This is a genomic window from Bifidobacterium canis (assembly GCF_009727065.1).
GTDB classification, from domain to species: Bacteria; Actinomycetota; Actinomycetes; order Actinomycetales; family Bifidobacteriaceae; genus Bifidobacterium; species Bifidobacterium canis.
Map to the genome: position 1 here is coordinate 1 of NZ_WNLP01000013.1, position 22484 is coordinate 22484.

22 protein-coding genes are annotated in these 22484 nt (G+C 55.2%); 3 read left to right on the top strand and 19 right to left on the bottom strand.

Annotated elements, in window-relative coordinates:
* Positions 1-508: 508 nt before the first annotated feature.
* Genes GSD1FS_RS09015 through GSD1FS_RS10060 form a run of 3 tightly spaced genes read left to right on the top strand, consistent with a single transcriptional unit; the run spans position 509 to position 1837 of the window.
* A complete protein-coding gene (locus GSD1FS_RS09015) occupies positions 509-1096 on the top strand; it encodes a MarR family winged helix-turn-helix transcriptional regulator (protein ID WP_155589308.1) in 588 nt (195 codons plus the stop codon).
* Complete coding sequence (locus GSD1FS_RS10055) at positions 1080-1505, top strand: hypothetical protein (RefSeq protein ID WP_246166185.1); 426 nt, start codon at positions 1080-1082, stop codon at positions 1503-1505. The genes GSD1FS_RS09015 and GSD1FS_RS10055 overlap by 17 nt, the downstream gene beginning before the upstream one ends.
* Positions 1472-1837, top strand: a complete 366-nt coding sequence (locus tag GSD1FS_RS10060) for a beta/alpha barrel domain-containing protein (RefSeq protein ID WP_246166187.1) — start codon at positions 1472-1474, stop codon at positions 1835-1837. Before GSD1FS_RS10055 ends, GSD1FS_RS10060 begins: the two co-directional genes overlap by 34 nt.
* A gap of 209 nt (positions 1838-2046) precedes the next feature.
* On the opposite strand, the gene ileS is transcribed toward GSD1FS_RS10060, so the two are convergent.
* The 19 genes from ileS to GSD1FS_RS10070 all read right to left on the bottom strand — a co-directional run bounded on the left by ileS (position 2047) and on the right by GSD1FS_RS10070 (position 22454).
* Positions 2047-5367 carry a mupirocin-resistant isoleucine--tRNA ligase gene (gene ileS / locus GSD1FS_RS09025; RefSeq protein WP_343030269.1) on the bottom strand — a complete coding sequence of 1107 codons (3321 nt, stop codon included), beginning with the start codon at positions 5365-5367 and terminating at the stop codon, positions 2047-2049.
* 1001 nt (positions 5368-6368) lie between these two features.
* The gene (locus GSD1FS_RS09030) at positions 6369-6644 is read right to left on the bottom strand and encodes a hypothetical protein (protein ID WP_155589309.1); all 276 of its coding nucleotides are present in this window, start codon (positions 6642-6644) and stop codon (positions 6369-6371) included.
* A 190-nt stretch (positions 6645-6834) separates the two neighbouring features.
* The gene (locus GSD1FS_RS09035; RefSeq protein ID WP_246166189.1) at positions 6835-7095 is read right to left on the bottom strand and encodes a hypothetical protein; all 261 of its coding nucleotides are present in this window, start codon (positions 7093-7095) and stop codon (positions 6835-6837) included.
* A 210-nt stretch (positions 7096-7305) separates the two neighbouring features.
* Positions 7306-8274, bottom strand: coding sequence for a tyrosine-protein phosphatase (locus tag GSD1FS_RS09040; RefSeq protein ID WP_155589310.1), 969 nt, complete (start codon positions 8272-8274; stop codon positions 7306-7308).
* A 451-nt stretch (positions 8275-8725) separates the two neighbouring features.
* The gene (locus tag GSD1FS_RS09045; protein ID WP_155589311.1) at positions 8726-8938 is read right to left on the bottom strand and encodes a hypothetical protein; all 213 of its coding nucleotides are present in this window, start codon (positions 8936-8938) and stop codon (positions 8726-8728) included.
* A 180-nt stretch (positions 8939-9118) separates the two neighbouring features.
* Entirely contained in the window at positions 9119-11191 is a 2073-nt protein-coding gene (locus GSD1FS_RS09050) for an ABC transporter ATP-binding protein (protein WP_155589312.1), read from the bottom strand.
* Positions 11188-13125, bottom strand: a complete 1938-nt coding sequence (locus tag GSD1FS_RS09055) for an ABC transporter ATP-binding protein (protein ID WP_155589313.1) — start codon at positions 13123-13125, stop codon at positions 11188-11190. Before GSD1FS_RS09055 ends, GSD1FS_RS09050 begins: the two co-directional genes overlap by 4 nt.
* On the bottom strand, positions 13122-13736 hold the full coding sequence (locus GSD1FS_RS09060; RefSeq protein WP_155589314.1) for a MarR family winged helix-turn-helix transcriptional regulator: 615 nt from the start codon (positions 13734-13736) through the stop codon (positions 13122-13124). The genes GSD1FS_RS09055 and GSD1FS_RS09060 overlap by 4 nt, the downstream gene beginning before the upstream one ends.
* A 295-nt stretch (positions 13737-14031) precedes the next feature.
* Positions 14032-14604: an NADPH-dependent FMN reductase gene (locus tag GSD1FS_RS09065; RefSeq protein ID WP_155589315.1), complete on the bottom strand. Its 573-nt coding sequence runs from the start codon at positions 14602-14604 to the stop codon at positions 14032-14034.
* 165 nt (positions 14605-14769) lie between these two features.
* A complete protein-coding gene (locus GSD1FS_RS09070) occupies positions 14770-15810 on the bottom strand; it encodes an alcohol dehydrogenase catalytic domain-containing protein (RefSeq protein ID WP_155589326.1) in 1041 nt (346 codons plus the stop codon).
* A 403-nt stretch (positions 15811-16213) separates the two neighbouring features.
* Positions 16214-16675: a GNAT family N-acetyltransferase gene (locus GSD1FS_RS09075; protein ID WP_196425077.1), complete on the bottom strand. Its 462-nt coding sequence runs from the start codon at positions 16673-16675 to the stop codon at positions 16214-16216.
* 391 nt (positions 16676-17066) lie between these two features.
* Positions 17067-17735: a Fic family protein gene (locus GSD1FS_RS09080; RefSeq protein ID WP_155589317.1), complete on the bottom strand. Its 669-nt coding sequence runs from the start codon at positions 17733-17735 to the stop codon at positions 17067-17069.
* Between the two features lie 748 nt (positions 17736-18483).
* Positions 18484-18834: a type I-E CRISPR-associated endoribonuclease Cas2e gene (gene cas2e / locus GSD1FS_RS09085; protein WP_155589327.1), complete on the bottom strand. Its 351-nt coding sequence runs from the start codon at positions 18832-18834 to the stop codon at positions 18484-18486.
* A 25-nt stretch (positions 18835-18859) separates the two neighbouring features.
* Complete coding sequence (gene cas1e, locus GSD1FS_RS09090) at positions 18860-19807, bottom strand: type I-E CRISPR-associated endonuclease Cas1e (protein ID WP_155589318.1); 948 nt, start codon at positions 19805-19807, stop codon at positions 18860-18862.
* 21 nt (positions 19808-19828) lie between these two features.
* A complete protein-coding gene (cas6e, locus tag GSD1FS_RS10215; protein ID WP_281349852.1) occupies positions 19829-20068 on the bottom strand; it encodes a type I-E CRISPR-associated protein Cas6/Cse3/CasE in 240 nt (79 codons plus the stop codon).
* A complete protein-coding gene (locus GSD1FS_RS09100; RefSeq protein WP_155589320.1) occupies positions 20065-20514 on the bottom strand; it encodes a type I-E CRISPR-associated protein Cas6/Cse3/CasE in 450 nt (149 codons plus the stop codon). Before GSD1FS_RS09100 ends, cas6e begins: the two co-directional genes overlap by 4 nt.
* A complete protein-coding gene (gene cas5e, locus GSD1FS_RS09105; RefSeq protein WP_155589321.1) occupies positions 20514-21272 on the bottom strand; it encodes a type I-E CRISPR-associated protein Cas5/CasD in 759 nt (252 codons plus the stop codon). The genes GSD1FS_RS09100 and cas5e overlap by 1 nt, the downstream gene beginning before the upstream one ends.
* A 1-nt stretch (position 21273) precedes the next feature.
* Positions 21274-21726, bottom strand: a complete 453-nt coding sequence (locus GSD1FS_RS10065; RefSeq protein ID WP_343030272.1) for a type I-E CRISPR-associated protein Cas7/Cse4/CasC — start codon at positions 21724-21726, stop codon at positions 21274-21276.
* A complete protein-coding gene (locus GSD1FS_RS10070) occupies positions 21615-22454 on the bottom strand; it encodes a type I-E CRISPR-associated protein Cas7/Cse4/CasC (RefSeq protein ID WP_343030270.1) in 840 nt (279 codons plus the stop codon). Before GSD1FS_RS10070 ends, GSD1FS_RS10065 begins: the two co-directional genes overlap by 112 nt.
* Between the last annotated feature and the right edge of the window lie 30 nt (positions 22455-22484).

A 22484-nucleotide genomic window follows, 5' to 3' on the forward strand; every position in this document is an offset into this window, starting at 1 on the left:
ACTTTATAGTAGGCATCATATCATGGCGAACGAAAAGACACGAAACAATCCCACCCTTTCCTTTAGAGTAAGACCACCATGTCTTCAGTAAGCTCCCACGCAAAACCACCTTTTACTTTATATACCCTAAAAAATTAGTAAGCCGTCGAAAAAGTCGACAATTTCATACAAAATCATTTATTTGTTTTATAATCTCATAATTTTCGTCTTTTAGAATTATTTTAAAACAAAAATTACGCATTCGGCATTAATTGCCTAATATTCACCGCCTTCATTTAGACCGTAAGCAAAATTCTACATCGGCTATAGGCAGAATGCTGTGTAACTGTCTCATATTCAACGTGAAAAATCATTGGTCAATGAATTGCCACGCGTAGAAAAACATGCCATTTTCTTCCAACGAAAGAATATTTGTCAGGTACTTGACAAACTAGTTGCGCGCTCTTATGCTCTGGCTCAACAGTGAAACGGGCGAGCCCGCAGGGCAGCCCGAGAACAAGGAGTTGCGATGAGCGACGACATTAAAACAAAGATAATTGAGCAAGTGCACGAATTGAGCATGTTCATTATTCGCGGACATCTCAAGGCGAGGCGCGCGCGGGCACGCGGAGTGAGCAGAACGCATCAGCCCAGCAACGGGCAGCTCAAAGCGCTGGGAACGCTGTCGGAACAGCCGCAGATCAGTCAGCATGATTTCGGCGAGCTGATGGGCACGAGCAGGCAGGCGACGGCGGAACTGCTCGCCAAACTCGAGCAGTACGGGTATGTGACGCGCACGACGTCGAAGGACGATCGCCGCGTGCAGATGGTGCAGCTCACCAAGGCGGGCAGAAAAGTGCTCGAGGAATATAGCGAGGATGCGCAGCGCACGACGAGTCTGCTCGACTGCCTCAACGAGCAGGAGCTGGAGAATCTGTATGACTATTTGGAACGCATCAACCATGCTGCCGAAGAGCAACATCCCGAAGACAACTTCGCAAAGCGCAAGCGACTGATGCGCAAGGCGATGGCGGAATTCAAGCAGGCAAACGAGGCGGCGCGCGAGGCGACCAACGAAAGCGACGGTTGGGAGGTGCTCTATGAGCCAGCAGATTAGTCCGAGGTCCATCTCGATTTTCTCGCCAAGTGAGTCGGTGGCGGTTGAACAGCACACATCCACGCCATCGGTGCAACGAACGGTGAGCGGCACGGCGACGGTTGAAGGACGCCTCACATCGCCGGTGGCTCGCGTACCTGCGGCGACCGAGGCGTGCGGCGGCATCACGGTGAAAGGGCACACGTTGAAGACGTTTGCATACACGACCGATGCAGCCGTGATTCGCAACACGAACGCCAACGCGATTCTGGCAGTGTATCCGTTCACCGGCGAACCGGTGATCACCCAGGCCCTGCTCACGGTGGCTCAGCAACCGTTGTTCGTCGGCGTGGGAGGCGGCACCACCACCGGCGGGCGCGTTATCGAATTGGCGTGGTGGCTGAGATGCAGGGGGCTGCCGGCGTGGTGATCAATGCACCCGCCCCCGCAGAAACCGTCGAGGCCACGATGAACGCCGTCGATATTCCGGTGATCGCCACCGTGACGAATGACGACACGATCACCGAGCACAAGATTCTCGCTGGCGCTGCCATCATTAACGTTGCCGCCGGCGCACGCACACCTGAGGTGGTGCGCAGCATACGCGCACATCACCCTGAGGTGCCGATTCTGGCTTCGGGTGGCGCGAGCGATGAAAGCATCACCGCGACGATCGAGGCGGGCGCCGATGCCGTGACCTGGACTCCCCCGAGCGCCCAGCAGCTCCAGTCGCAGATGATGGCGAAATACCGCGGCGACTGACCCTCTTCATTTTGCTGGCGGGGATATAAAAGTGCCGAAGCGCCGACTAGCCCAAACTGGAAAATCGCTAAATTCCAACGATTTTCGCAATTGGTTATCAAGCGCTTCGGCACTTTTATATCCCCGCCAGCGAAATAGAAATGGGGAGCGGGTGGATATATACCCACCCGCTCCCCTACGGAACGAGGGCCAAGCCTTGGCGACGAAGGTTAGGCCTTGGCGACCTTGACCTGGAGCTCGTCTCCTGGCTCAACGCTCATCGATGTGGCAAGCGTTTCACCGGCGATCAGGTCGCGGAACTGCTCGACGCGCGCCAAACAATCCGTTGGCACAACGAGCTTGAGCGAGATGCGATCGGTGATGTCGAGATCAGCGGCCTTGCGAGCGTCTTGCACAGCGCGCACGACGTCGCGGGCGTAGCCTTCGGCGATCAGATCGTCGTTCAGCTCGAGGTCGAGGATCACGAAGCCGCCGGTCGGCAGGATCGACGACGCCGAGTTGCGACGCTCTTCAGCGTCGACCTCTTCAACGCGACGGGTGATGTCGTATTCATCGCCCTGCAGCGTGATCTCGCCGTTCGGAGTCTCGATAACCGGATCTCCTGTAGCCGGGTCGGTGTGCCAGTCGCCGCTCTTCGACGCCTTGATCGCGAACTGCACCTGCTTGCCCAAGCGCGGGCCGGCAGCGCGAGCGTTCACCTTCAACTCATCGATGATGCGCAGACCATGCTCGGCGGCGGAATCAAGAGTCGTGTATTCGATGTTCTTGATGTTCAGCTCGCTCTTGAGCAATGCGTCATAGCAGTCAACCTGCGACGGGTTGTCGACCACGACGGTGAGCTTGGCGAGCGGCTGGCGCACGCGCATCTTGCTCGCCTTGCGCAGAGCCAGCGTTGCGGAGACCACTTCGCGCACCTTGTCCATCGCCTCAACGAGTGCGCCGTCTTCGACGAGCACCTTGCCCAGTTCGGTGTCTTCACCGGTCTTCGGGTCGGTCAGGTATGGCCAGTCTCCCAAATGCACGGATTCGCCTCCGGTCAAGCCGCGCCACACGTTTTCGGCTTCCATCGGGGCGAGCGGCGCCAGCACGCGCATGAACACCTCAAGCACGGTGTACAGCGTGTTGAACGCGTTCTCGTCTTCATTCCAGAAGCGGTCGCGCGTATTGCGGATGTACCAGTTCGTGAGCATGTCGATGAAGTCGGCAACGTGATCACAGGCGCTCGAGATCTCGAAGTTATCCATGCACGAAGTCACTTCGGAGATCAGCTTGCGGGTGCGTGCGAGCAGATAGCGATCCATCTGCGGCAGACCCGGCACCTCATCAGCGGTCAGCTTGCGCGCGTCGTAGCCGTTACCGTGATTCGCGGCGTTGGCGTAGAGCGTGAAGAAGTAGTAGCTGCTCCACACCGGCAGCATGATCTGACGAACCGTGTCGCGAATGCCATCGGAGGTCACGATCAGGTTGCCACCGCGAAGAATCGGCGAGCTCATCAGGAACCAGCGCATAGCGTCGGAACCATATTTGTTGAACACACCGTTCACGTCCGGGTAGTTGCGCAGGTGCTTGCTCATCTTCTGGCCATCGTCACCGAGCACGATGCCGTGGCAGATCACGTTCTTGAACGCAGGCTTGTCGAACAGCGCGGTCGCCATCACGTGCAGCAGGTAGAACCAGCCACGCGTCTGGCCGATGTATTCGACCACGAAGTCAGACGGGAAGTGCTGTTCGAAATATTCCTTGTTCTCAAACGGGTAGTGGAACTGTGCGAACGGCATCGAACCGGATTCGAACCAGCAGTCGAGCACGTCGGTGATGCGGTGCATCTGCGACTTGCCCGTCGGGTCATCCGGATTCGGGCGCGTCAGGTTGTCGATCCACGGACGGTGCATGTTGATGTTGCCGTCTTTGTCTCGCGGATAGTCGCCGAAATCGCGCTTCAACTCGTCAAGCGAACCGTACACGTCGACGCGTGGGTACTTCGGGTCATCGCTCACCCACACCGGGATCGGCGAACCCCAGAAGCGGTTACGCGAGATCGACCAGTCGCGGGCGTTTTCCAGCCACTTGCCGAACTGACCGTCTTTGACGTTCTCCGGGATCCAGTTGATCTCCTGGTTGTGCTTGAGCAGCTGCGGCTTGATCTTCGTGACCGACACAAACCAGCTCGACACCGGCTTGTAGATCAGCGGGGTGCCGCAACGCCAGCAGTGCGGGTAGGAGTGCACATAGCTCTTCTCCTGCAGCAGCAGTGCGCGATGCTCTTCGGGGATCTGCGCGAGCGGGCCGTCGCCGGCGCGCAGGTTGCGCAGGATCGGCAGGTTCGCGTCGAACACGAACATGCCTTCATAATCCGGGCACAGCGACGTGAACTTGCAGCCGGCGTCGAGCACGTCAACGCTCTTGATGTCGTGAGCGTTCAGCGTGTTCATATCGTCTTCGCCGTAAGGAGCCTGATGCACGAGGCCGGTACCCTCAACGGTGTCGACGTAATCGGCTGCGAAGATCTGGAAGGCGTTCGGGCCGGGTTCGCCGCCCTCGGCGGTCGCGGCTTCGCCGGCGAAATACGGGAACACCGGCCAGTAGCGCCAGCCAACCATGTCGGCGCCCTTGAGCTCGCGAACCACCTCGTAGTCCTCGCCCAGCTCCTTGTTGTAGTCGTTGACGCGGGCCTTCGCGAAGTAGAGCTTCTTGCCGGCGAACTTGCCGTTCTTCGGAGCCACCTCCACGTAGTCGATGTCAGCGCCCACAACGATCGCCAGATTCGAAGGAACGGTCCACGGCGTAGTCGTCCAGAACACCACGTAGGCGTCGTCTTCGTCACGCAGCTTCACGGCGACCGACACGGTGGTGTCTTGGCGATCCTGATATACGTCGGCGTCCATGCGCAGCTCGTGTGCCGAAAGCGGCGTGCGATCCTTCGGGCAGTATGGCAGCACGCGGTAGCCCTTGTATGCCAAGCCCTTGTCGTAGAGCGTCTTGAACGCCCACATCACCGACTCCATGTATGGAATGTCGAGCGTCTTGTAGCCGTGTTCGAAGTCCACCCAGCGAGCCTGACGGTGCACGTAGTCGCGCCACTCGTTCACGTACTTGAGCACGGACGCGCGGCAGGCGTCGTTGAACTTGTCGATGCCCATCTGCTCGATCTGATCGACCGAATCGATGCCGAGTTCCTTCTGCGCCTCCAGTTCGGCGGGCAGACCGTGCGTATCCCAACCGAACACGCGGTTGACACGGTGCCCCTTCATCGTCTGGTAACGCGGCACGACGTCTTTCGCGTAGCCGGTCAGCAGGTGGCCGTAGTGAGGCAGACCGTTCGCAAACGGCGGGCCGTCGAAGAACACGAACTCGTTGTCGCTGTTCTCGCCGCTGGGGTTCTCGTCGATGGATTTTTGGAATGTGTCATTCGTGTCCCAATACTGCAGCACATCTTCTTCAAGCTGTGGGAAGTCCGGGTTCGGCGCGACGTTCGCGCTCTGCTCGCCCACTGCTGCCTTGGGATACACATGCTTTGGTGTTTCGCTCACCGTATCTCCTCGTGGTTGCAGGATTATTCCTGCGAGGACGATGGCCAGAAACCGCGCAAATACTTGGCTGTCAAGTTCTGCGTAGTGCCACCGCGGTACCACCTCGCTTGCCGCACGCGCACGTTGCCGTTCGCGTTCGACCGCTTGATTCGGCTGTGCGGGCCGAACCCGTCGGTTCTACTGGGCGTCGCGCACGCGCGCTCCGCCGTTCTTCCGAAGACTCCCCGCTGATAACGGATCATCGCCATGTTGAGTGTGAGTATAGCATTGCACGCGAATAATTTGTGAAGATTATCCGCCGCCTGCTCATTCGCCCTACTGCATTGAACAGCACTCCGCGCTGCGCTATTCCCGCCCCCTGCTTTTGCTGTTTTCGCAAACTGTTTTGCCGTTCTTGCAACCAGATTTGCTGTTTTTACTTACGAATCAAGCAAAATCTAATACAAAACATCAAATCCGGCCTTAAAAACAGCAAAACCAAGCTATTTCGCCGTTTTCACAGACAGATTTGACGTTTTTACTTACAAATCAAGCAAAAAGTAATACAAAACATCAAATCTACCGGACAAAACAGCAAAAGTGCCTATTTTGCTGTTACATCAGATGGATTTGCTGTTTTCGCAGGCGGCTTCGCCGTTTCACACATAAAGCAGCTGCGGAACCATACAAAACAGCAAATCCGACCTTAAAACAGCAAATACAAATTATTTGCCATCATTGCAAGAGAATTTGCCGTTTTCACAGACAGATTTGCTGTTTTTACATATAAATCAAACAAAAGTAATACAAAACAGCAAAACCAGTAGGCAAAGCAGCAAAAGCAGAGTATTTCGCCGTTTCAGCAGTCGGATTTGACGTTCTGATAGATGGATTTGCTGTTTTCATACAAATCAAGCAAAAAGTAATACAAAACAGCAAAACCAATGGATAAAACAGCAAAACAGCAAAAGCCCGATGCGGATAATACTGCATCGGGCTTGTGGGTAGAGGTGAAAGAGAAATCAGCGGTCTTCGCCGAGTGGGTCTTCCCACTGGCTGGCGTTGATGGCCTCTTCTTCGCGGTTGATCTCCATCTGGTCGCGATCTGCGTGCGCCTTCTTCGCGGCTTCGGACTCACGGCTCACACCGACTTCGTTCTGCGGAATGTCTATGTTCATCTTGCCGGTGATCGGGTCTTTGTATGGGTGATCGGTGCCCTTGACAACGTTCGCCATCTCCTTGATCTGCTCGTCGCTCATTGCGCCGAGACCCTCATGCGTATTCGTATCATCTGCCATGATGTCTCCAATCTCAAAAGAGCCAAGGCTGTGTTTGTAAGCCTTATCTTCACTCACTATACAATTGCGCGCATTGCCGTGTTTGCCCGTGCGAATAATTCAGCAGATAAATAAATCCCGCGCCCAGTGTGCTGAGCGCGGGATAATCAATGTGAATATTTCTGCGAACATCACGCACTACGTGCGGTGTTTACTCTGGAACTTCGTCCATGTTCTCCCAAGTGTTGGCGCTGTGGAACAGCAGATCTTTCTCGGCTGCCTTCGCAATTTTCTTGGGGTGGACGGCGAACCCGTTGTTCGTGCTGCCATCGGATTCGCCGGTGATCGGGTCTTTGTGCGGGTGGTCGGTTTCCTCGACGACCTCAGACATCGCCTTGATCTCGTCTTCGTTCACCGTCTCCAAACCCTCGTGCGTGTTCGTGACGTGTTCGTTCGGATCTTTCTTGGACATCAGCCCTCCTCTACTTTGAATACAGAAGCTTTGCCCTTGCCTAGTTTTAACTATAATCCTCCACACGCCAACCGCGCGCTATTTTTTCGCGCATATTGCAAGCAAAACCCGCTTACACGCAAACGCAACTAAAGCGTAACCAAGCACGCCGAGTATACGCAGAACACAGGTGGTGGGCACATGCGAAGTTTCGTCTCACTCACATGCCGCTCACTCAGTCGCAGCAAACTCAGTGGAGCCGACGGAATCAGCAGAATCCGCTGCCTGGGTGAAGCGCTCGCGCAGGCGCTCGAAATCTGCGTCGCTCAAGCCGACTTTTTCGTGCAGGAAGCCACGCAATCCGCCATATTCAGCGGCTGCATCTAGGAACGCGTGAATGTACGCAGGCGCCGCCACCAGGAACTGATTGATATCGCCGTCAATGCGGCGCCCAACAAGTTTCTCTATTTTCTCGGCAAATTTCGGTGTTTCAGTAGACATGAAACGGTTGGTTTCGAGATAATCTGCAACAATCGTCTCCTCGTCGACGTTCAACGCCGCCAAAATCAACGCGGCGAGCGCACCGGTGCGATCCTTGCCCTGCGTGCAATGCCACAGGAACGCGCCAGACTCGTTGAGCAGCAGCGCGAAGCACTGTTTCCAGCAGTCGACTGCCATTTGCGAGCGGATCATCTGCGGGTAGATGCTCTCGATGAACGTGCCCGGATCTTTGAAGATTCCCTCGAGCTGTTTGCTCGCCTCCTGCGTTTCTGAAAATACGGGAAGCCAGTAATACTGCCAGTTTTGCATCAGTTGGTCTTCTTCGAAACGCTTTTCTTGCTTTGTGCGCAAGTCGATCACGTTGCGCAAGCCGAGCGAGTCGAGCGCGTGCAGGTCGTGCGCGCTCGCCTTATGCAGATTCGCCGAACGGAACAGCATGTGTGGGCGGATCACGCGGCCGTCTTGTGTGGCGATACCGCCCATGTCACGCAGATTGTCAATACCGGGCAAGTTGAGCGGCTGCGAAATAATCGGCCACTGCTTAGAATTTTGCGACTGCTCGAGATGCTCAATGTGATTGATCTGCTTATCGAGCTGCTGTGATCGCTCACTATGCTGGTTATTGTTTGGATTATTACGCAGAGTTTTGCCTGAATTATTATGCAGATTGTCTGCCTGCGAAACCGTCTGTTCACTCATAGTTCCAATGTAACGCCACTTCTCTTCTGTTCGCCCACAGAGCGCACGCGTGGCGCATACAAAACAGCAAAAGCAAACAGCAAAACAGCAAAAAGATGAAGCAAGCCAAACAATGCAAAAACGGCAAAACCAGATATCAAAAACAGCAAATATAAACTACTTTTGACGTTTTATCAGATAGATTTGCTGTTCCGACTCACAAAACAAGCAAAACAGCAGACAAAACAGCAAAACCAATGGATAAAACAGCAAAACACAATACTTTGCCGTTTTAGCAGATGGGCTTGCCGTTCTAGCGGATGAATTTGCCGTTTTGACATATAAAGCTAACAGAACCATAAGCAGGCATAGCATAAGCCGACAAAACAGCAAAAAGCGCGCAGGGCACACGTCGCAATACGCAAAGGGCGGCCACTTTGCGTGACCGCCCAGAAAATAAGGAAGAAATTAATCAGTGGGTCTGATGAGTTTCCTCGTTCTCGGCAACTTCGTGCTTGTCGCCTTTCTCGGCGCGCGAGGATTCCCAGCCTTCCTTGGCATCCTTGAGCTTGCTTCCGAGATCTTCGGCACTCTTCTTGATGCCCTCGAAATCGTCTTTGTGCTCGTCGATGCGTTCCTTGATTTCTTCGAAGTTCTTCTTCATATCGCCGCTGAGTTCTGCCATAGTAGCCTCCTTTGTTTTGCTTTCTCTATTACAGCACGCGACCCGCGATTGCGCAGATAGGCGAATTCCGCCGCTTCCCCACTATGCGGGCGTGCCTAACAAAGCTGGGTATAACGCACTGGGCTGGGGCACGGGAAGCAAAGTTCCCATGACCCAGCCCAGTGCGCGCATTGTGAGCGATTACTCGAGTTCGAGCGAGCCAGTGTAGAGCTGGTAGTACTCGCCGTGCTCTGCCATCAGCTCGTCGTGCGAACCGCGCTCGATGATGCGACCGTGGTCGAGCACCATGATCACGTCGGAGTTACGCACGGTAGACAGGCGGTGGGCGATGACGAAGACCGTGCGGCCTGCCATCAGATTATCCATGCCCGCCTGCACGACTTCCTCGGTGCGCGTATCGATCGACGATGTTGCTTCGTCGAGGATCAACGCCGGCGGATTCGCCACTGCAGCGCGCGCGATCGAGATGAGCTGACGCTGGCCTTGCGAGAGTCCGGAGCCGTCGCCGGAGAGCACGGTGTTGTAGCCGTCCGGCAACATGCGGATGAAGCTGTCGGCATTCGTGAGCTTCGCGGCCTCGATGCACTCCTCGTCGCTGGCGTCGAGCTTGCCATAACGGATGTTGTCCATCACCGTGCCAGTGAACAGGTTCACATCCTGAAGCACGATGCCCAGCGAACGACGCAGGTCTGGCTTCTTGATGCCCTTGACGTTGATGCCGTCGTAGAGGATCATGCCTTCCTGAATGTCGTAGAAGCGGTTGATGAGGTTCGTGATCGTAGTCTTGCCTGCGCCGGTCGCGCCAACGAGGGCGATCTTCTGGCCTGGCTTGGCGAACCACGTGATGTCGTGCAACACCGGCTTCTTCGGGTCGTAGCCGAACGTGACGTCGGTGAAGCGCACATCGCCACGCAGCAATGTCAGGCGACCGTCTGGAGAGGTGATGGCCTCTTCGTGAGCCTCGTCAGCGATCTTCGCCGCCTTCGGGCTGAGCTTCTTGGCGGCTTCGCGGGAGCGCGTGCCGTCGTCGCTCGCTTCGCGCTTCCAAGCCCAGTGGCCGGTCACGCGGTTCGTTTCGGTCATCGTGCGTCCATCGGAGGCGAGTTCCACGTTGACGAGCGTCACCGTACCGGTGTCTTGCTCCGGCTCGGCATCCATCAGCGCGAAGATGCGGGATGCGCCTGCGAGCGCCATCATCACCATCGTGAACTGTTGCGAAACCTGGCCGATCGGGTTGACGAAGCTGCGCGACAGCGTGAGCAGTGAGATGATCATGCCGATCGTGTAGACGGTCTGGCCGGAGAAACCGAAGTTCTTCCAGCTGTAGAACGTGGCGAGGCCGCCGAGCACAGCCGAGATCACGTAAAGCAGATAGCCCATGTTGTTGACCACCGGCATCAGCACGTTGCCGTAGGTGTTGGCGCTTGCCGATGCGTTGTAGAGGCTCTCGTTGCGGCGGTCGAAGTCGGCCTGCATCGCGTCTTCGTGGTTGAACACCTTGACGACCTTCTGGCCGTTGACGGCTTCTTCGACGAATGCGTTCACATCGCCGAGCTCTTTCTGCTGCTTGACGAAGTAGCGCCCGGAACGGCTCACCAGCACTTGGATGAGCAGCATGAGCAGTCCGGTGAACACGAGCACGAACACCGCATACGGCACCGACAGGTACAGCATGGAGATCAATGCCGCGAGCGCGGTGACTGCCGACGAGAACATCTGCGGAAGCGATTGGCTGATCGCCTGACGCAATGTGTCGGTGTCGTTCGTGTAACGGCTCATCACGTCGCCGTGCTCATGCGTGTCGAAGAACGAGATCGGCAACGTCTGCATGTGTTCGAACATGTCGTCACGAATCGACTTCATCACGCCTTGCTCGACGCCTACAAGCAGGTAGTTGTAGAGCCATGCAGACAGCACGCCGAATGCATACAGGATGCCCATCAGGATCAGCGCCTGAATGAGTGGTGTCCATACCGGATTCGGTTTGCCCACCAGTGGCAGGATGTATTTGTCGATCAGCTGCTGCAGGAACAGTGATGATCCTGCTTGTGCCGCTGCCGACACGAGAATGCTGACGATGACGAAGAACATGCGCCACTTGTAGTGGAAGATGTATTTGAGCATGCGCTTGAGCGTGCCCTTCTTCGCCTTGTCGCGGTCGCCTTGCGGTGCGGCGTTCGGGTTGCGCGACTCGCTGTCGATCGTCTCACGATCGGTGATGTCGATGCGTGCCGCCGTTGATGCTGCCGTCATTGTGCGTTGCCTCCTTCCTGTTCCTTCTGCGCGTTCCTGGCGTCGTTGTCGAGTTCGAGGCGGCGCAGTTTCTGTGCCTTGCGATCCTCTTCCTCATGCCAGTCCGTAGATTCCTTGCCCAGATCCTGTTCGCTGTGCTGCTGCGTCTGCGACAGGTAGATGTTGCGGTATTCCTCGCAACGTTCGAGCAGTTCCTCGCTCGTACCCTGATCGAGAATCTTGCCTTCGTGCATCACGACGATCTTGTCGGAATCCTCGACCGACGCCACGCGCTGGGCGATGATGATCTTCGTCGTGTTCGGAATCTCGGTGTGGAACGCCTCGCGAATAAGCGCATCCGTCTTCGTGTCGACAGCCGACGTGGAATCGTCGAGAATCAGGATCTTCGGCTTCTTGAGCAGTGCGCGCGCAATGCACAGTCGCTGGCGTTGGCCGCCAGACACGTTGGTGCCGCCCTGCTCGATGTAGGTGTCGTATTTGTCGGGGAACTCCTGAATGAAGCCGTCCGCCTGCGCGAGCTGGCAAGCGTGGCGGATCTCCTCATCGGTGGCATACGGGTTGCCCCAACGCAGGTTCTCGGCGATCGTGCCGGAGAACAGCACGTTCTTCTGCAGCACCATGGCCACTTCGTCACGCAGTGATTCGAGCTCGTAATCGCGCACGTCCACTCCGCCGACCTTGAGTGTGCCGGAAGACACGTCGTACAAGCGTGGGATCAACTGCACGAGGCTCGACTTCGCGGAACCCGTGCCGCCGACGATGCCGATCGTCTCGCCTGCCTTGATATGCAGGTTGATGTCGTCAAGCACAGGGCGCTCCGAACTGCTGGAGTAACGGAACGTCACATCGTCGAAGTCGATGTCGCCGCTCTTCACATCGGTCACCGGCTGCGCTACCTCGCGAATCGTGCTCTCTTCGGTGAGCAGCGTGCAGATACGCTCTGCCGAAGCGCGCGAAATGATCACCATCACGAAGATCATCGACAGCATCATCATCGCCATCATGATCTGCATCGCGTACGTCACCAGTGCGGTCAAATCACCCGTGGTCAGGCCATTCGCTGCATTGTTGCCGGAGGCGACGATCTGCTGCGCGCCGATCCACGCGATCGTCAACAGCGATGCATACATGCAGAAGTTGAACAGCGGCGAGTTGAAGCTCAGCAGTTTCTCCGCCTTCACGAACTGCTTGTAAATGAGCTGGGAGATCTTCGAGAACTTCTTATCTTCGTAATCCTCGCGGTTGAACGACTTCACCACGCGAATACCCTGCAGGTTCTCATCGACCACGTTGTTGAGCTCGTCATATGTGTGGAACACGCGTTCGAAAATCGGGTGCACCACCGCGGCGAGACCGAACAAGCCCACGCCGAGCACCGGAATGCAGGCGAGGAACACGAGCGAGATCTGCGGGCTGATGCGGAACGAGAAAATCCACGCGGCGATCAGCATGACAGGCGCGCGCATGCCCACGCGAATGATCATCTGGTACGAGTTCTGCACGTTCGTCACATCGGTGGTCAGACGCGTGATGATCGAGCCGGTCGAGAACTTGTCGATGTTCGTGAAGCTGAACTGCTGCACGCGCTCGAACTCGTCATGACGCAGATTCTTGCCGAAACCAGACGATGCGATTGCCGCGTATCGCCCCGACAGGAAGCCCGAGGTCAGCGACACCACGGCGCACAGAATCAGCAGTCCGCCGTACTTCCACACATCCGCCATCGACTTGCCGGTGATGCCCTTGTCGAGCAGCAGCGCCATGACGGTGGGGATAATAATTTCAATGATCGCCTCTACCAGCACAAACAGCGGCGAGAGAATACTGGCCTTCTTGTATTCACGCAGCGATCTGCCAAGAGTTCGTATAATATGCTTCTTCGCTGGCTTGGATTGCGCCGCGCCCACTGTTGGCGCGGCGGTTGCTGTGCTCATCTCAGCGCATCTCCTTTCTCATTTCTCCTATTCGATGTGTTCGTTGTATCTGTAGTGATTTCATCGGCATTGCTTGCGGTCCGCTCCTCTGAATCGCACGCTTGCGACCCATCGGGAGGTTCCCTGAGCGAATCCTCGAGTTCCTTGCCGGTGCCGACGAGTCCGGTGGAAAGCAGGTTTCTCTGCATCCGTTCGAATGCGCGCATCATCCACAACTGCTCGTCGCGGGTGAACCCGTCGAACAGCGTGCGCTCAAGCCGATCCGCGGTGTTACGCACTTCCTCGGCGATGGCGCTCGCTTTGCCGGTCAGCGTGATCTTGCGTACGCGCGCGTCCCACGGAACGCTCGAACGCTCCACGTAACCCTTCTTCTCCATCAGACTGATCACACGCGACGCAGTGGAACGTGTGATCGAAAGCTCCTGTTCGATGTCATATTGAAACACATCTTCGTCACGATGTTCATAAAGGAACAAAATGATGGACATGTTCACGCCAGACATCATCGAGTTGGGTGGTGCGACCACGTTCCAATATCTGCTGATGAGATTGTGCACCGCGCGGATTTCAAGACTCGGCCGTAAATATTCACTGTGTTCTAAGTCGTCCATCACCCTCCTTCGCACGTGCTCGTCACGCATCTCTTTTGCGTAAGCAGTGTTCATTGTAAGTTGTAGGCAATACAACTATTGCAGATACAACTATATTTTACGGAGAGCAAACACCCACAATGAATGTGCGCCCGTGCAACCACGAATATTCGGGTTGCGCGGGCGCACACCACAGCACAAATCTACGCTGCGTAATTCACGGATTGCGACAGTTCTTATATAAATTATTTATTTAAATTACTTACACAAGAACTCGCATATTGTGAATTGCTTATTCCCAGTCAGTAATACTGAATTACTTCCTGTCGATCGGGTTCTCCTGAATGAAGTTCAGGAAGTCGTTCGCCTGCATGGTGATCGCGCCTTCGTCAGCTTCGTTCATCACCCAGTCGTTGGTCTGGAACGCCTCTTCAGGGACGGACAGGCCGACCTCGATCGGGAACACATACATGCCGTTGGCCTCAAGCAGGTCGCCGAGCAGAGCGCGCGGAACCATGCCCTTCGAGCCACCGACGCCGGTGATGCAAGCCGGCATGTTGTGCAGCACGTTCTCGCCGGTCTCAGGGTTCTTCGTGTCTGGCATCGACATCCACTGGAACAGGTTGCGCACGGAATCCGGAATCGTCTTGTGATATTCGGAAACGAACACCCACACGCCGTCAGCAGCGTCGAGCTTGTCGCGAATAGCGAGAGCAGCGGCCGGATCCGGCTCGTCAGTGCCAGCGTTGAGCATCGGCAGATCAGCGTAGTCAATCGGAATGACCTCAGCGCGATCACCGATCGCCTTGATTGCGGTGTTGGCGAGCTTTGCTTCGAACGAGCCGTCGTCGAGAGAAGTTTCAATGAACGCAATATTTGGCTTTGCCATATGTGCCTCCTAAAAACATCCGCAAGCAGCGACGTGTGAGACGACGTGCAAACCATGCGTGACGCATGCGCAACCGCCGGAACGGTTTCAACTGCTAACCATCATTGTTCGTTCGGCTTTTCTTGCGCTCGAAATAGCCAGAAGTGAACAAGCTTGATTTTTAAATCAGTCTTCGACGATGACGTAGGACTTGATCGTCTTGCGGTTGTCCATCGCCTCGTAAGCAGCCTGGATGTCGTCGAGCGCGAAGGTGTCGGTGAACACCTTGCCGGGCTCGATCTCAGCGTTCAGCACGGCGTCGAGCAGCACAGCCTTGTCGTACGTTGTCACCGAAGCGGGGCCGCCGGCGAGTCCGACGTTGCGGTAGAACGTGCCCTCGCCACTGATCTGCTGGTCATGCGGCAAGCCGACGCGACCGATCAGCGCGCCAGGGCGAGCCACCGCCGCGGCCTCCTGGAACGAAGCGTCAGTGCCCACGCATTCGAGCACGGCGTCAGCGCCTCCATTGCTCAGCTCGAGCAATTTCGCAACGCCTTCGTCACCGCGTTCGGCAACGTTGTCGGTCGCGCCGAACTCAGCGGCGAGCGCCTGACGGTCAGCGTGACGGCTCGTGGAGATGATGCGCTTGGCACCCATCATCTTCGCGGCGATGATGCCGCACTGGCCGACCGCGCCGTCACCGAGCACGATAACCGTGTCGCCCTGCTCAACGCGGGCGGTGCGTGCAGCGTGGTAGCCGGTTGCCATCACGTCGGAAAGCGTGAGCAGGTTCTTGAGCATGCCCTCGCTGTAGTCACTTGGCTTGCCGGGGATCTTCACCAGCGACCACTGCGCGTGCTGGAAGCGCAGGTACTGACCCTGATCACCCACCGAGAAGTTATCGGAGTGCGCCATGCAGGAGCCGTCGTAGCCCGCCAAGCATGCGCGGCACTTGCCACAGCCGTGCGTGAATGGTGCGATCACGAAGTCGCCGGGCTTGACCGACGTGATCTCGCTGCCGACTTCCTCGACGATGCCTATGGCCTCGTGACCCGGATTCGCCGAGTGCGGAGCCGATGCGTTGATGCCACGGAACGGCCACAGGTCGGATCCGCATACGCATGTGCGCACGACGCGCAGAATCACGTCGTCAGGCTGTTCGATCTGCGGCATCGGCACCTCTTCGATCGCCATGTGACCTGCGGACTCGAAAATAGCCGTTTTCATTGTGCTTGACTTTGCCATGTTTGCCTCCCAAACATACTCACCAAGTATGGTCGTGCACGCACTGCCAAGCAGATCGACCGCGCGTTATTGTGCAGTCCCCTCTTGCTTCGCAGTAGCTATTGCGTATTGCGCTGGATTTTCTGCGGTTCATCGTCACTACCTACGTGGCTACGTGATTTCGCGTAGTTTTGCGTAGTTTTGTATGCGATACTTCACGTTGTGCATGCTATGCAGGCTATGCGCGCAGCTTTTTTGATTGTAAGCAGATATTTTGCGCGTTCACTGAACGTTTGCTGGAAGCCGATGGGTGGAATTATTGGGCAGTCGGCGCGGCTTGGTGCGGTAGCGCGAACCGCAGCAAGCTCCGCCATAGGTTGTTTGTTTGGTGCGAGCGGCTGCGTAGTTATGCGAGATCTTTCCAGAAGAAATACTGATTGTAGGGGCCGAGGCAGCGTTCGACACAGAACAGCTGGCGATACCCCTGCTTCGGGTAGAACTTCGGCGCCTGGAAGCTGTAGGTGTTCAGGTATGCGTGGCGGGCGCCGGCGGCACGCGCGCGATCTTCCGCGGTGTGCAGCAGTTGCGTGCCGAGTCCGCGGCCGCGAAACTCCTCGTCGACGAACAGAAACTCGACTTCGAGCGTTTCGAATGTGGCGCTGGCGACGATGCCGGCGATTATCTTGCCATCGTGTTCAATATGGAAGCTGAAATCATGCGTGTTCCGCCAGAACTGGTGGTTGTATGCGCGCAACTTGGCGTGGATCAACTCTTGGTCGGCGTCAGTGCTTTGGTGAAGGGTGAATTCAGTGGAATTCTCTGCGGTGTTTTCTGCACTGCTATTTATATTGTTATCTGCGCTGTTCAAGCGATGTCCTTTCTGCGTAAAACACTCTATGTGAAGCATTCTGCGTAGTGCCTCTGAGCATACGCAAAGACTTCCGCGGAGCTGCGTGCGAAGCGGCGGCGAGCGTTTCGGCGACCTCGGCACGTTATGTCTATTTGGAAAATACGCGCGGTAATTGGAAACGGCGCGCAGTAATTGGAAAATGCGCGCGCTATTTGGAAAATAAGTCACTTTTTGGTCGAAAACCTGACGTTTTCTCCAAATAGCGCGCGTATTTTCCAAGTTGGGCGCGGTTTTTACAAATAGACATAACGTGACCAGCTTAGCCGAGAGGAAGTTGCAGTCAAAATACTGCTATTACTCGCCAAGGAACCCCTAGTTCTAAGCAAAATCCGACAAATTATATTTAGGATCATGCGATAAACACTGGGTGACCGTAGTCGTCCAGGCCGTCTACGCGAGCGTTGAAATCGGCAAGCCAATCAATCACGGTCGGATCGTCTTGCATATACCAGTTGCCAAGCAGCCTGTTGAACTCGTGGCGTTCGGGATCTGCAGTGGGAACAATCATGGCCTTATCTTCGCCGTGCATGAGCAGCAGTCCATTGGCGGCGAGCAGTGCGGTGCGTTTGTTGCCGTCACCGAACGGCTGCATGCGTGCTAAAGAAACGAACAGCCGCGCGGTATCGGTCTGACTTCCGGAACTTTCATTTGCAGCGTCCAGAATTTTCTTGATCTGCACGGCGTCAGGAATGGGAGGAATGTAGTCACCCGCCATTGTACGAACCATAATGTTTGCTTGGTTCCTGAGCTCTCCAGGCTCCAGTGCGGCTGTGCGTTTGAGATGAGCGTTAATCCCGCGAATAAAATCAATATCCAACCCGTGCGAATAATCGTGATGCAACATATATGCTGCGGCATCGCGCAGATCTTCCAGCAGATCCAGGTCGGCGCGCGAACCAATCGCGTGCGGGTCGGATGTGCTCAAAAACTTCTCTGTGGCCAGGTAGGTCGAGTTCAGGTTGTCGAACGTATGCCCCATGGAATAGAGCAGACCAGTCACTTGCCGGGTATTCAGCACGGGCACACCTTCCTGTGAGATGAACTTAGAACAGTTAGATTTTATCTCCACGCTCGTCGCATGGACTTCAGATTCATGCTTTTCGTTCCAGCGCAATCTCTAGCAAGAGATCTGCTCTCTACCGACGAGAGTGACGTTTGCCACCGAACCGACCTCGCAGCGTCAACCCGATAGGGGCGGGCAGTGAAACCACAGTTGCGAGAATCCAGCAGTTCCATGACGTAAAAACCTCGCGCCATGCGCCATGTTTGATGAGTGCCCAAATTGTCATCAATAACAATATGGACGTCACAGCAATGAATATGCAACCCACAATGCCTGGGGAATCATCATCTGCTGTCTTCATAACTCACTCTCCTCATTGACCCCAGCGAACGTATACCGCAGTAGCTCTAACCGCCATACAGCATGATCATTGCGGTTGTTTTCATCCGCAGAACAGCACCGCTCTGTCGTGTTCAATTCTGATGACAGTTCCCCATCATGCGAGAATATTATTGTCTACTAATAGCAGACTATGTGAGTGTAATCTTTGCAGTCAATATTGCAAGCATGAAATAACGAATATAGTGACTAAAAGGTCGGAGCGGTATCGAAGGAGACGTGAATGGTTGGGAATCCTAGGGGCGACGGCATCAGTAGCACCACCCGGCCAATATGCCAGCATCGGATCATCCCCGCAGGTGCGGGGCAAACATCTAGGTATACCTAAAAACATAACTACGCGAACCGGCCCACATGCTCTCACCTATCTCCCAAAGCGGCGGAATCTCGAGGCATTACTCCAGCCGCTCCTATGACGCGCTGGACGTTCGCGCGCACTTTCCTCGTTTGGCCGCATAATCAGCTCAAGTCCCTCATAATCCACCGGAGTCCAGTCCTGACCATAGGTCTTGAATTCCAATCCTTGCTCATTATTGGCTGCGAACACCATAACGGCACGTCCATCACCGATATTGTCAAGTATCTGTTCCCACAGCAGTTCTCGCACGCGCGCAGATACTTTGCCCACATACACGCCTGGAGATATTTCAAACAGCCAGCGTGTAAGGTGCCCGCGTATTTTGGGCGGAGCAGCAGTCAATACAACGACGATCATCACGCATCACCAACCATTCCGCAAATCAGAACTCGTCGGAGAAGTTGTGCCCGGCACTGGAATACCCTGCAGCTCCCGCCCAGATCTGCGTAGTGATATCCCGCACTTCAGTCTGCACCTCGTCCTCTGCTTCCTCAGAAAAGAGATACCGAATGTCATGCACACACCGCGCGAGAAACTTGCCGTCTTTCATCCTGTCTCTCAGCGCTTTTCGAGCAGCCGAGGAAACATCTTCAACCTCCAGCGCGGCAAGATCGAATGCCAACGGAATAGTGATATCTACTTTGTATAAATCAGCGATGTCATACACAAAGCTACGCTCGTCTCGCGCGTGCACAAAACCGAGTCCCGGGGAACAACCCAACGATACAATGACCGCATGAACCACACCATAGAGTGACGTATTCACTGCCGACAATGCTTTATTGACGGTATCTGCGTCATCGAAATCCGTTGTTTTATATGAGCGCCCCGACCAGAGCACTCCCGTTCTCTTAGATTCGCGTTCATATGCCTTACGCACTCGCGTTCCCTCTTTACCAAGCAACTGCTGCATGGTGAGACCATCTGTTTTCTCACCTGGAAAACGCATGGCATACATTTTTCTTGCAACTTTGAGACGACTTCGCTCAGAAGAGACAAGTCTCGCCTGCTTTTCCAACAGTTTTGTGGAATTGGCGAGCGAAGCTCCGTGACAGTAGTAGCGGACGCCTCGCTCACCCACCCAGATGCAAGTAGAACGCGACTCAGCCAGCAAGCTGATGGCGGCATGAGTTACGTTGCTGCCGGGACCGAGCATGAGCACACTTAACGCGGCTGCGGGAACATGCACCGTTCCTCTTTTGTCCGTTATGGTGATCGCATTATCCTCACGATTGACAGAGCAATGCTCCGCATACAGGAAAGTCAGCCTGTCTTGCACACGGACCAAGGATTTCAATTCCGGTGGTTTCACTCCCGGTACGTTACTCATGCTCGTCTCCCTGCCGTAACCTTAGAGTTTGTCGATTACACGCGCTTGCAATGGCGCGAGTGTCAGCAAACCGCAACCGTAGGCTTTCGCAGACCCGATTCCCTCCGCCAATGCTTTTCGCAAGGTGTCGGGATCATCTATGGAGAGTATTCCTTCGAACGTGACTCGTGTCAGCGTAACAGTGGTGCCGCGCTTGCGGAATGACACTTCTTGTGCTCCACGTATGGCGACTTCCGGCTGCTCCAATCTGTTGATGGTCATATGACAACCAATTTTTGGAACTTCCTGAACAACCATTCCTCTTGTTCATCACGCCTGATGATCGGTTTACGATGCCCACGCACGCCTGGAGTTTCAGATACGGGGGAATGAGTCGGGTTGACGGTGATTCTGAACGCCCACTCCTGTCCGCATTCCAAACGACTCAGGAAAGGCTCATACTCACAACTTGAGCAGTCATCTTCCGCGTTTACTCCCAGCTCCTCCTCAAACACAGAGTAGTCCGGAACTGATGGCGAGACGATATAGAGACGCTGCAGAGTGCTATGAGATGCGTTATCCAAACGCCACAGCGTTCTCCCCTGCCCACTCTGATTTTCCGAGTTCGTTGCACGCGCAATAACAGCATGAAGTCGTTCCAGCGAGCTGAAGACATACAGTGCACGCCTATCTCGTGAATTGACGATTATTCTGGAGAAAACTGTCATTACTTCTCTCCCATCTGGCTTACTGCGTTGAACCAGTCTTCATGACTGAACTGATTATCGAGCGAGACCTCCAATGGTTCAATTCGCCTATATTGTCGACTCGTCCACTGTCGATTGTTTGGATCAAAACTCACCGGCTCATCGTTGAGAGTCTCCAGGAACCCGTGCTCAGGTTCTTCGCCAACCGGCGGTTCAACGATGATTTCGGCGATATTGGGATACACTGATTCTGCCCCACTCGCTTGGACTCGTTTCGACCGGCGAAGCATTCGCCGTTGATACCACTCCTCCGCTTGCCAAGGAGCATTACGCAATGCGTCTTCCAGCGAAGAGTCAACTAGAAATGTGACGATCGGACCATCCGGCACACAAGTACGACGTCCGAGAAACAGCGGATAGTGTGGCGCATGAAGCGCACTTTGGAATTCCTCCAGCTGCTTTCGGACATCACTTTCCAATGCGGCAAGAAAAACAGCATCCTGCAAATAGAACCTGTGGGAGACAGGAAGTATGTTCCCCGTTTCGGTTCTCGCTGTCTGATAATCGTCCAGTAGGGTTCCTGGCTGATCAGCGCGAACGCCAAAACGAAGGTTCTCGAAACGAGACAGCGAGTCTTCACGCCCGATTCCCAAGGCGGCAGCAACCATACCGATAACACCGCTTTTCGTAGGCACTGGATTGGTGTCTCTGCGTGCGAATCGGCTAGTTGACCCCCATGCTTGCAGAGGACCTTTCAAGACCATAAGTAGAACTGACATCTCACTCCTGACTCAGGCGGGACGCGACGGTTTCCTCCACACCATCAACGAGCTGTTGCAAAGACACTGGTTCAGCGAGCGCATCGGCAGACTTCGTGGCATCCCCGATACGTACCACCCATGTTTTCACTGGTGCCACGCCATAGACTTTGTCCATTTCCTGTGCCCGCTTTACGAGTGCCTTGGTTGCGTTCTCCACATAATCCGGTTTCACCGGGGTGAGGAATGCGCCGCTCATGTTCACCGCTTGCGTGTCACGAACATTTACGACAACCAGATCCGGCAGCGTCCCCTGCGCGAAGGTCGTGCTCTTACCCTGCGGCATGCTCATGACGAACGCCTTCACCAATGCGCCGATCGCTTTGGCTGTGGCATCAACGTCGCCCAACGTGTCGAAGAGACGGTTGGCGTCAACATCCGCGAAACGGTAGTATGTGGCGGCGTTGAACTCGATCTCGCCGAGCATGGCGGCGCCACTGTCACCACCGTTCTCGTCATCGTCATCGCTTGCCTTTTCTCATCATCCACAGCCGTGTAGAAGTCGGATTCCGTATCTACAGCTTGTACGCTGAATGCATTGGCGAACTGGGAGGCGGCATCAACATTGAGATCCGTGTCATCGGCGACCATACGGCCGAACAAGGCAACGTCAATGGCCTTGTCATCTTTAATGATCTGCTTGATCTGCTTCTTCATTTTGCCGATGGCAGTCTGCGCTTCCTTGAGATCCGAGGATTCCTTACGCGTATCGACAGCGAGCTGGGCAAGTGCATCGTATTGACGCTTACCGAGGAACAGCAGATACGAAGATTGGTTCAGGCGATTGTCTTCCTGATCTTCAGTTCCCTTCTTTTTGCGAGGAGCCGTGAGCTTGATACCGGCACCTTTGCTCAGCACCGCTTCGGCAAGTTCTGAGGCTTCATCGGCCAGTGACTCATCAAGGGCGATGATGCGTTTGCTCAAGATGTCTACGACCTTCTTACTGCGGATGCCAAGATCCTGCGGATCCAGCAGATCGTCGAACATTCGACGGATCGGGCGTTTCCAAGCCTGGCTTGATACGCGCGCTCTGGTGACTCCGCCATATTCCATAGTTTTCGGACTTCCGGTATCGTCACGATTCAGATTCGCTGCAGCCGTGGTTTCCAGTGCGTGGATTTCAACGATGGTTCTCTCGGACATTGGTGTTCCTTTCAATATAAATAATGTTGT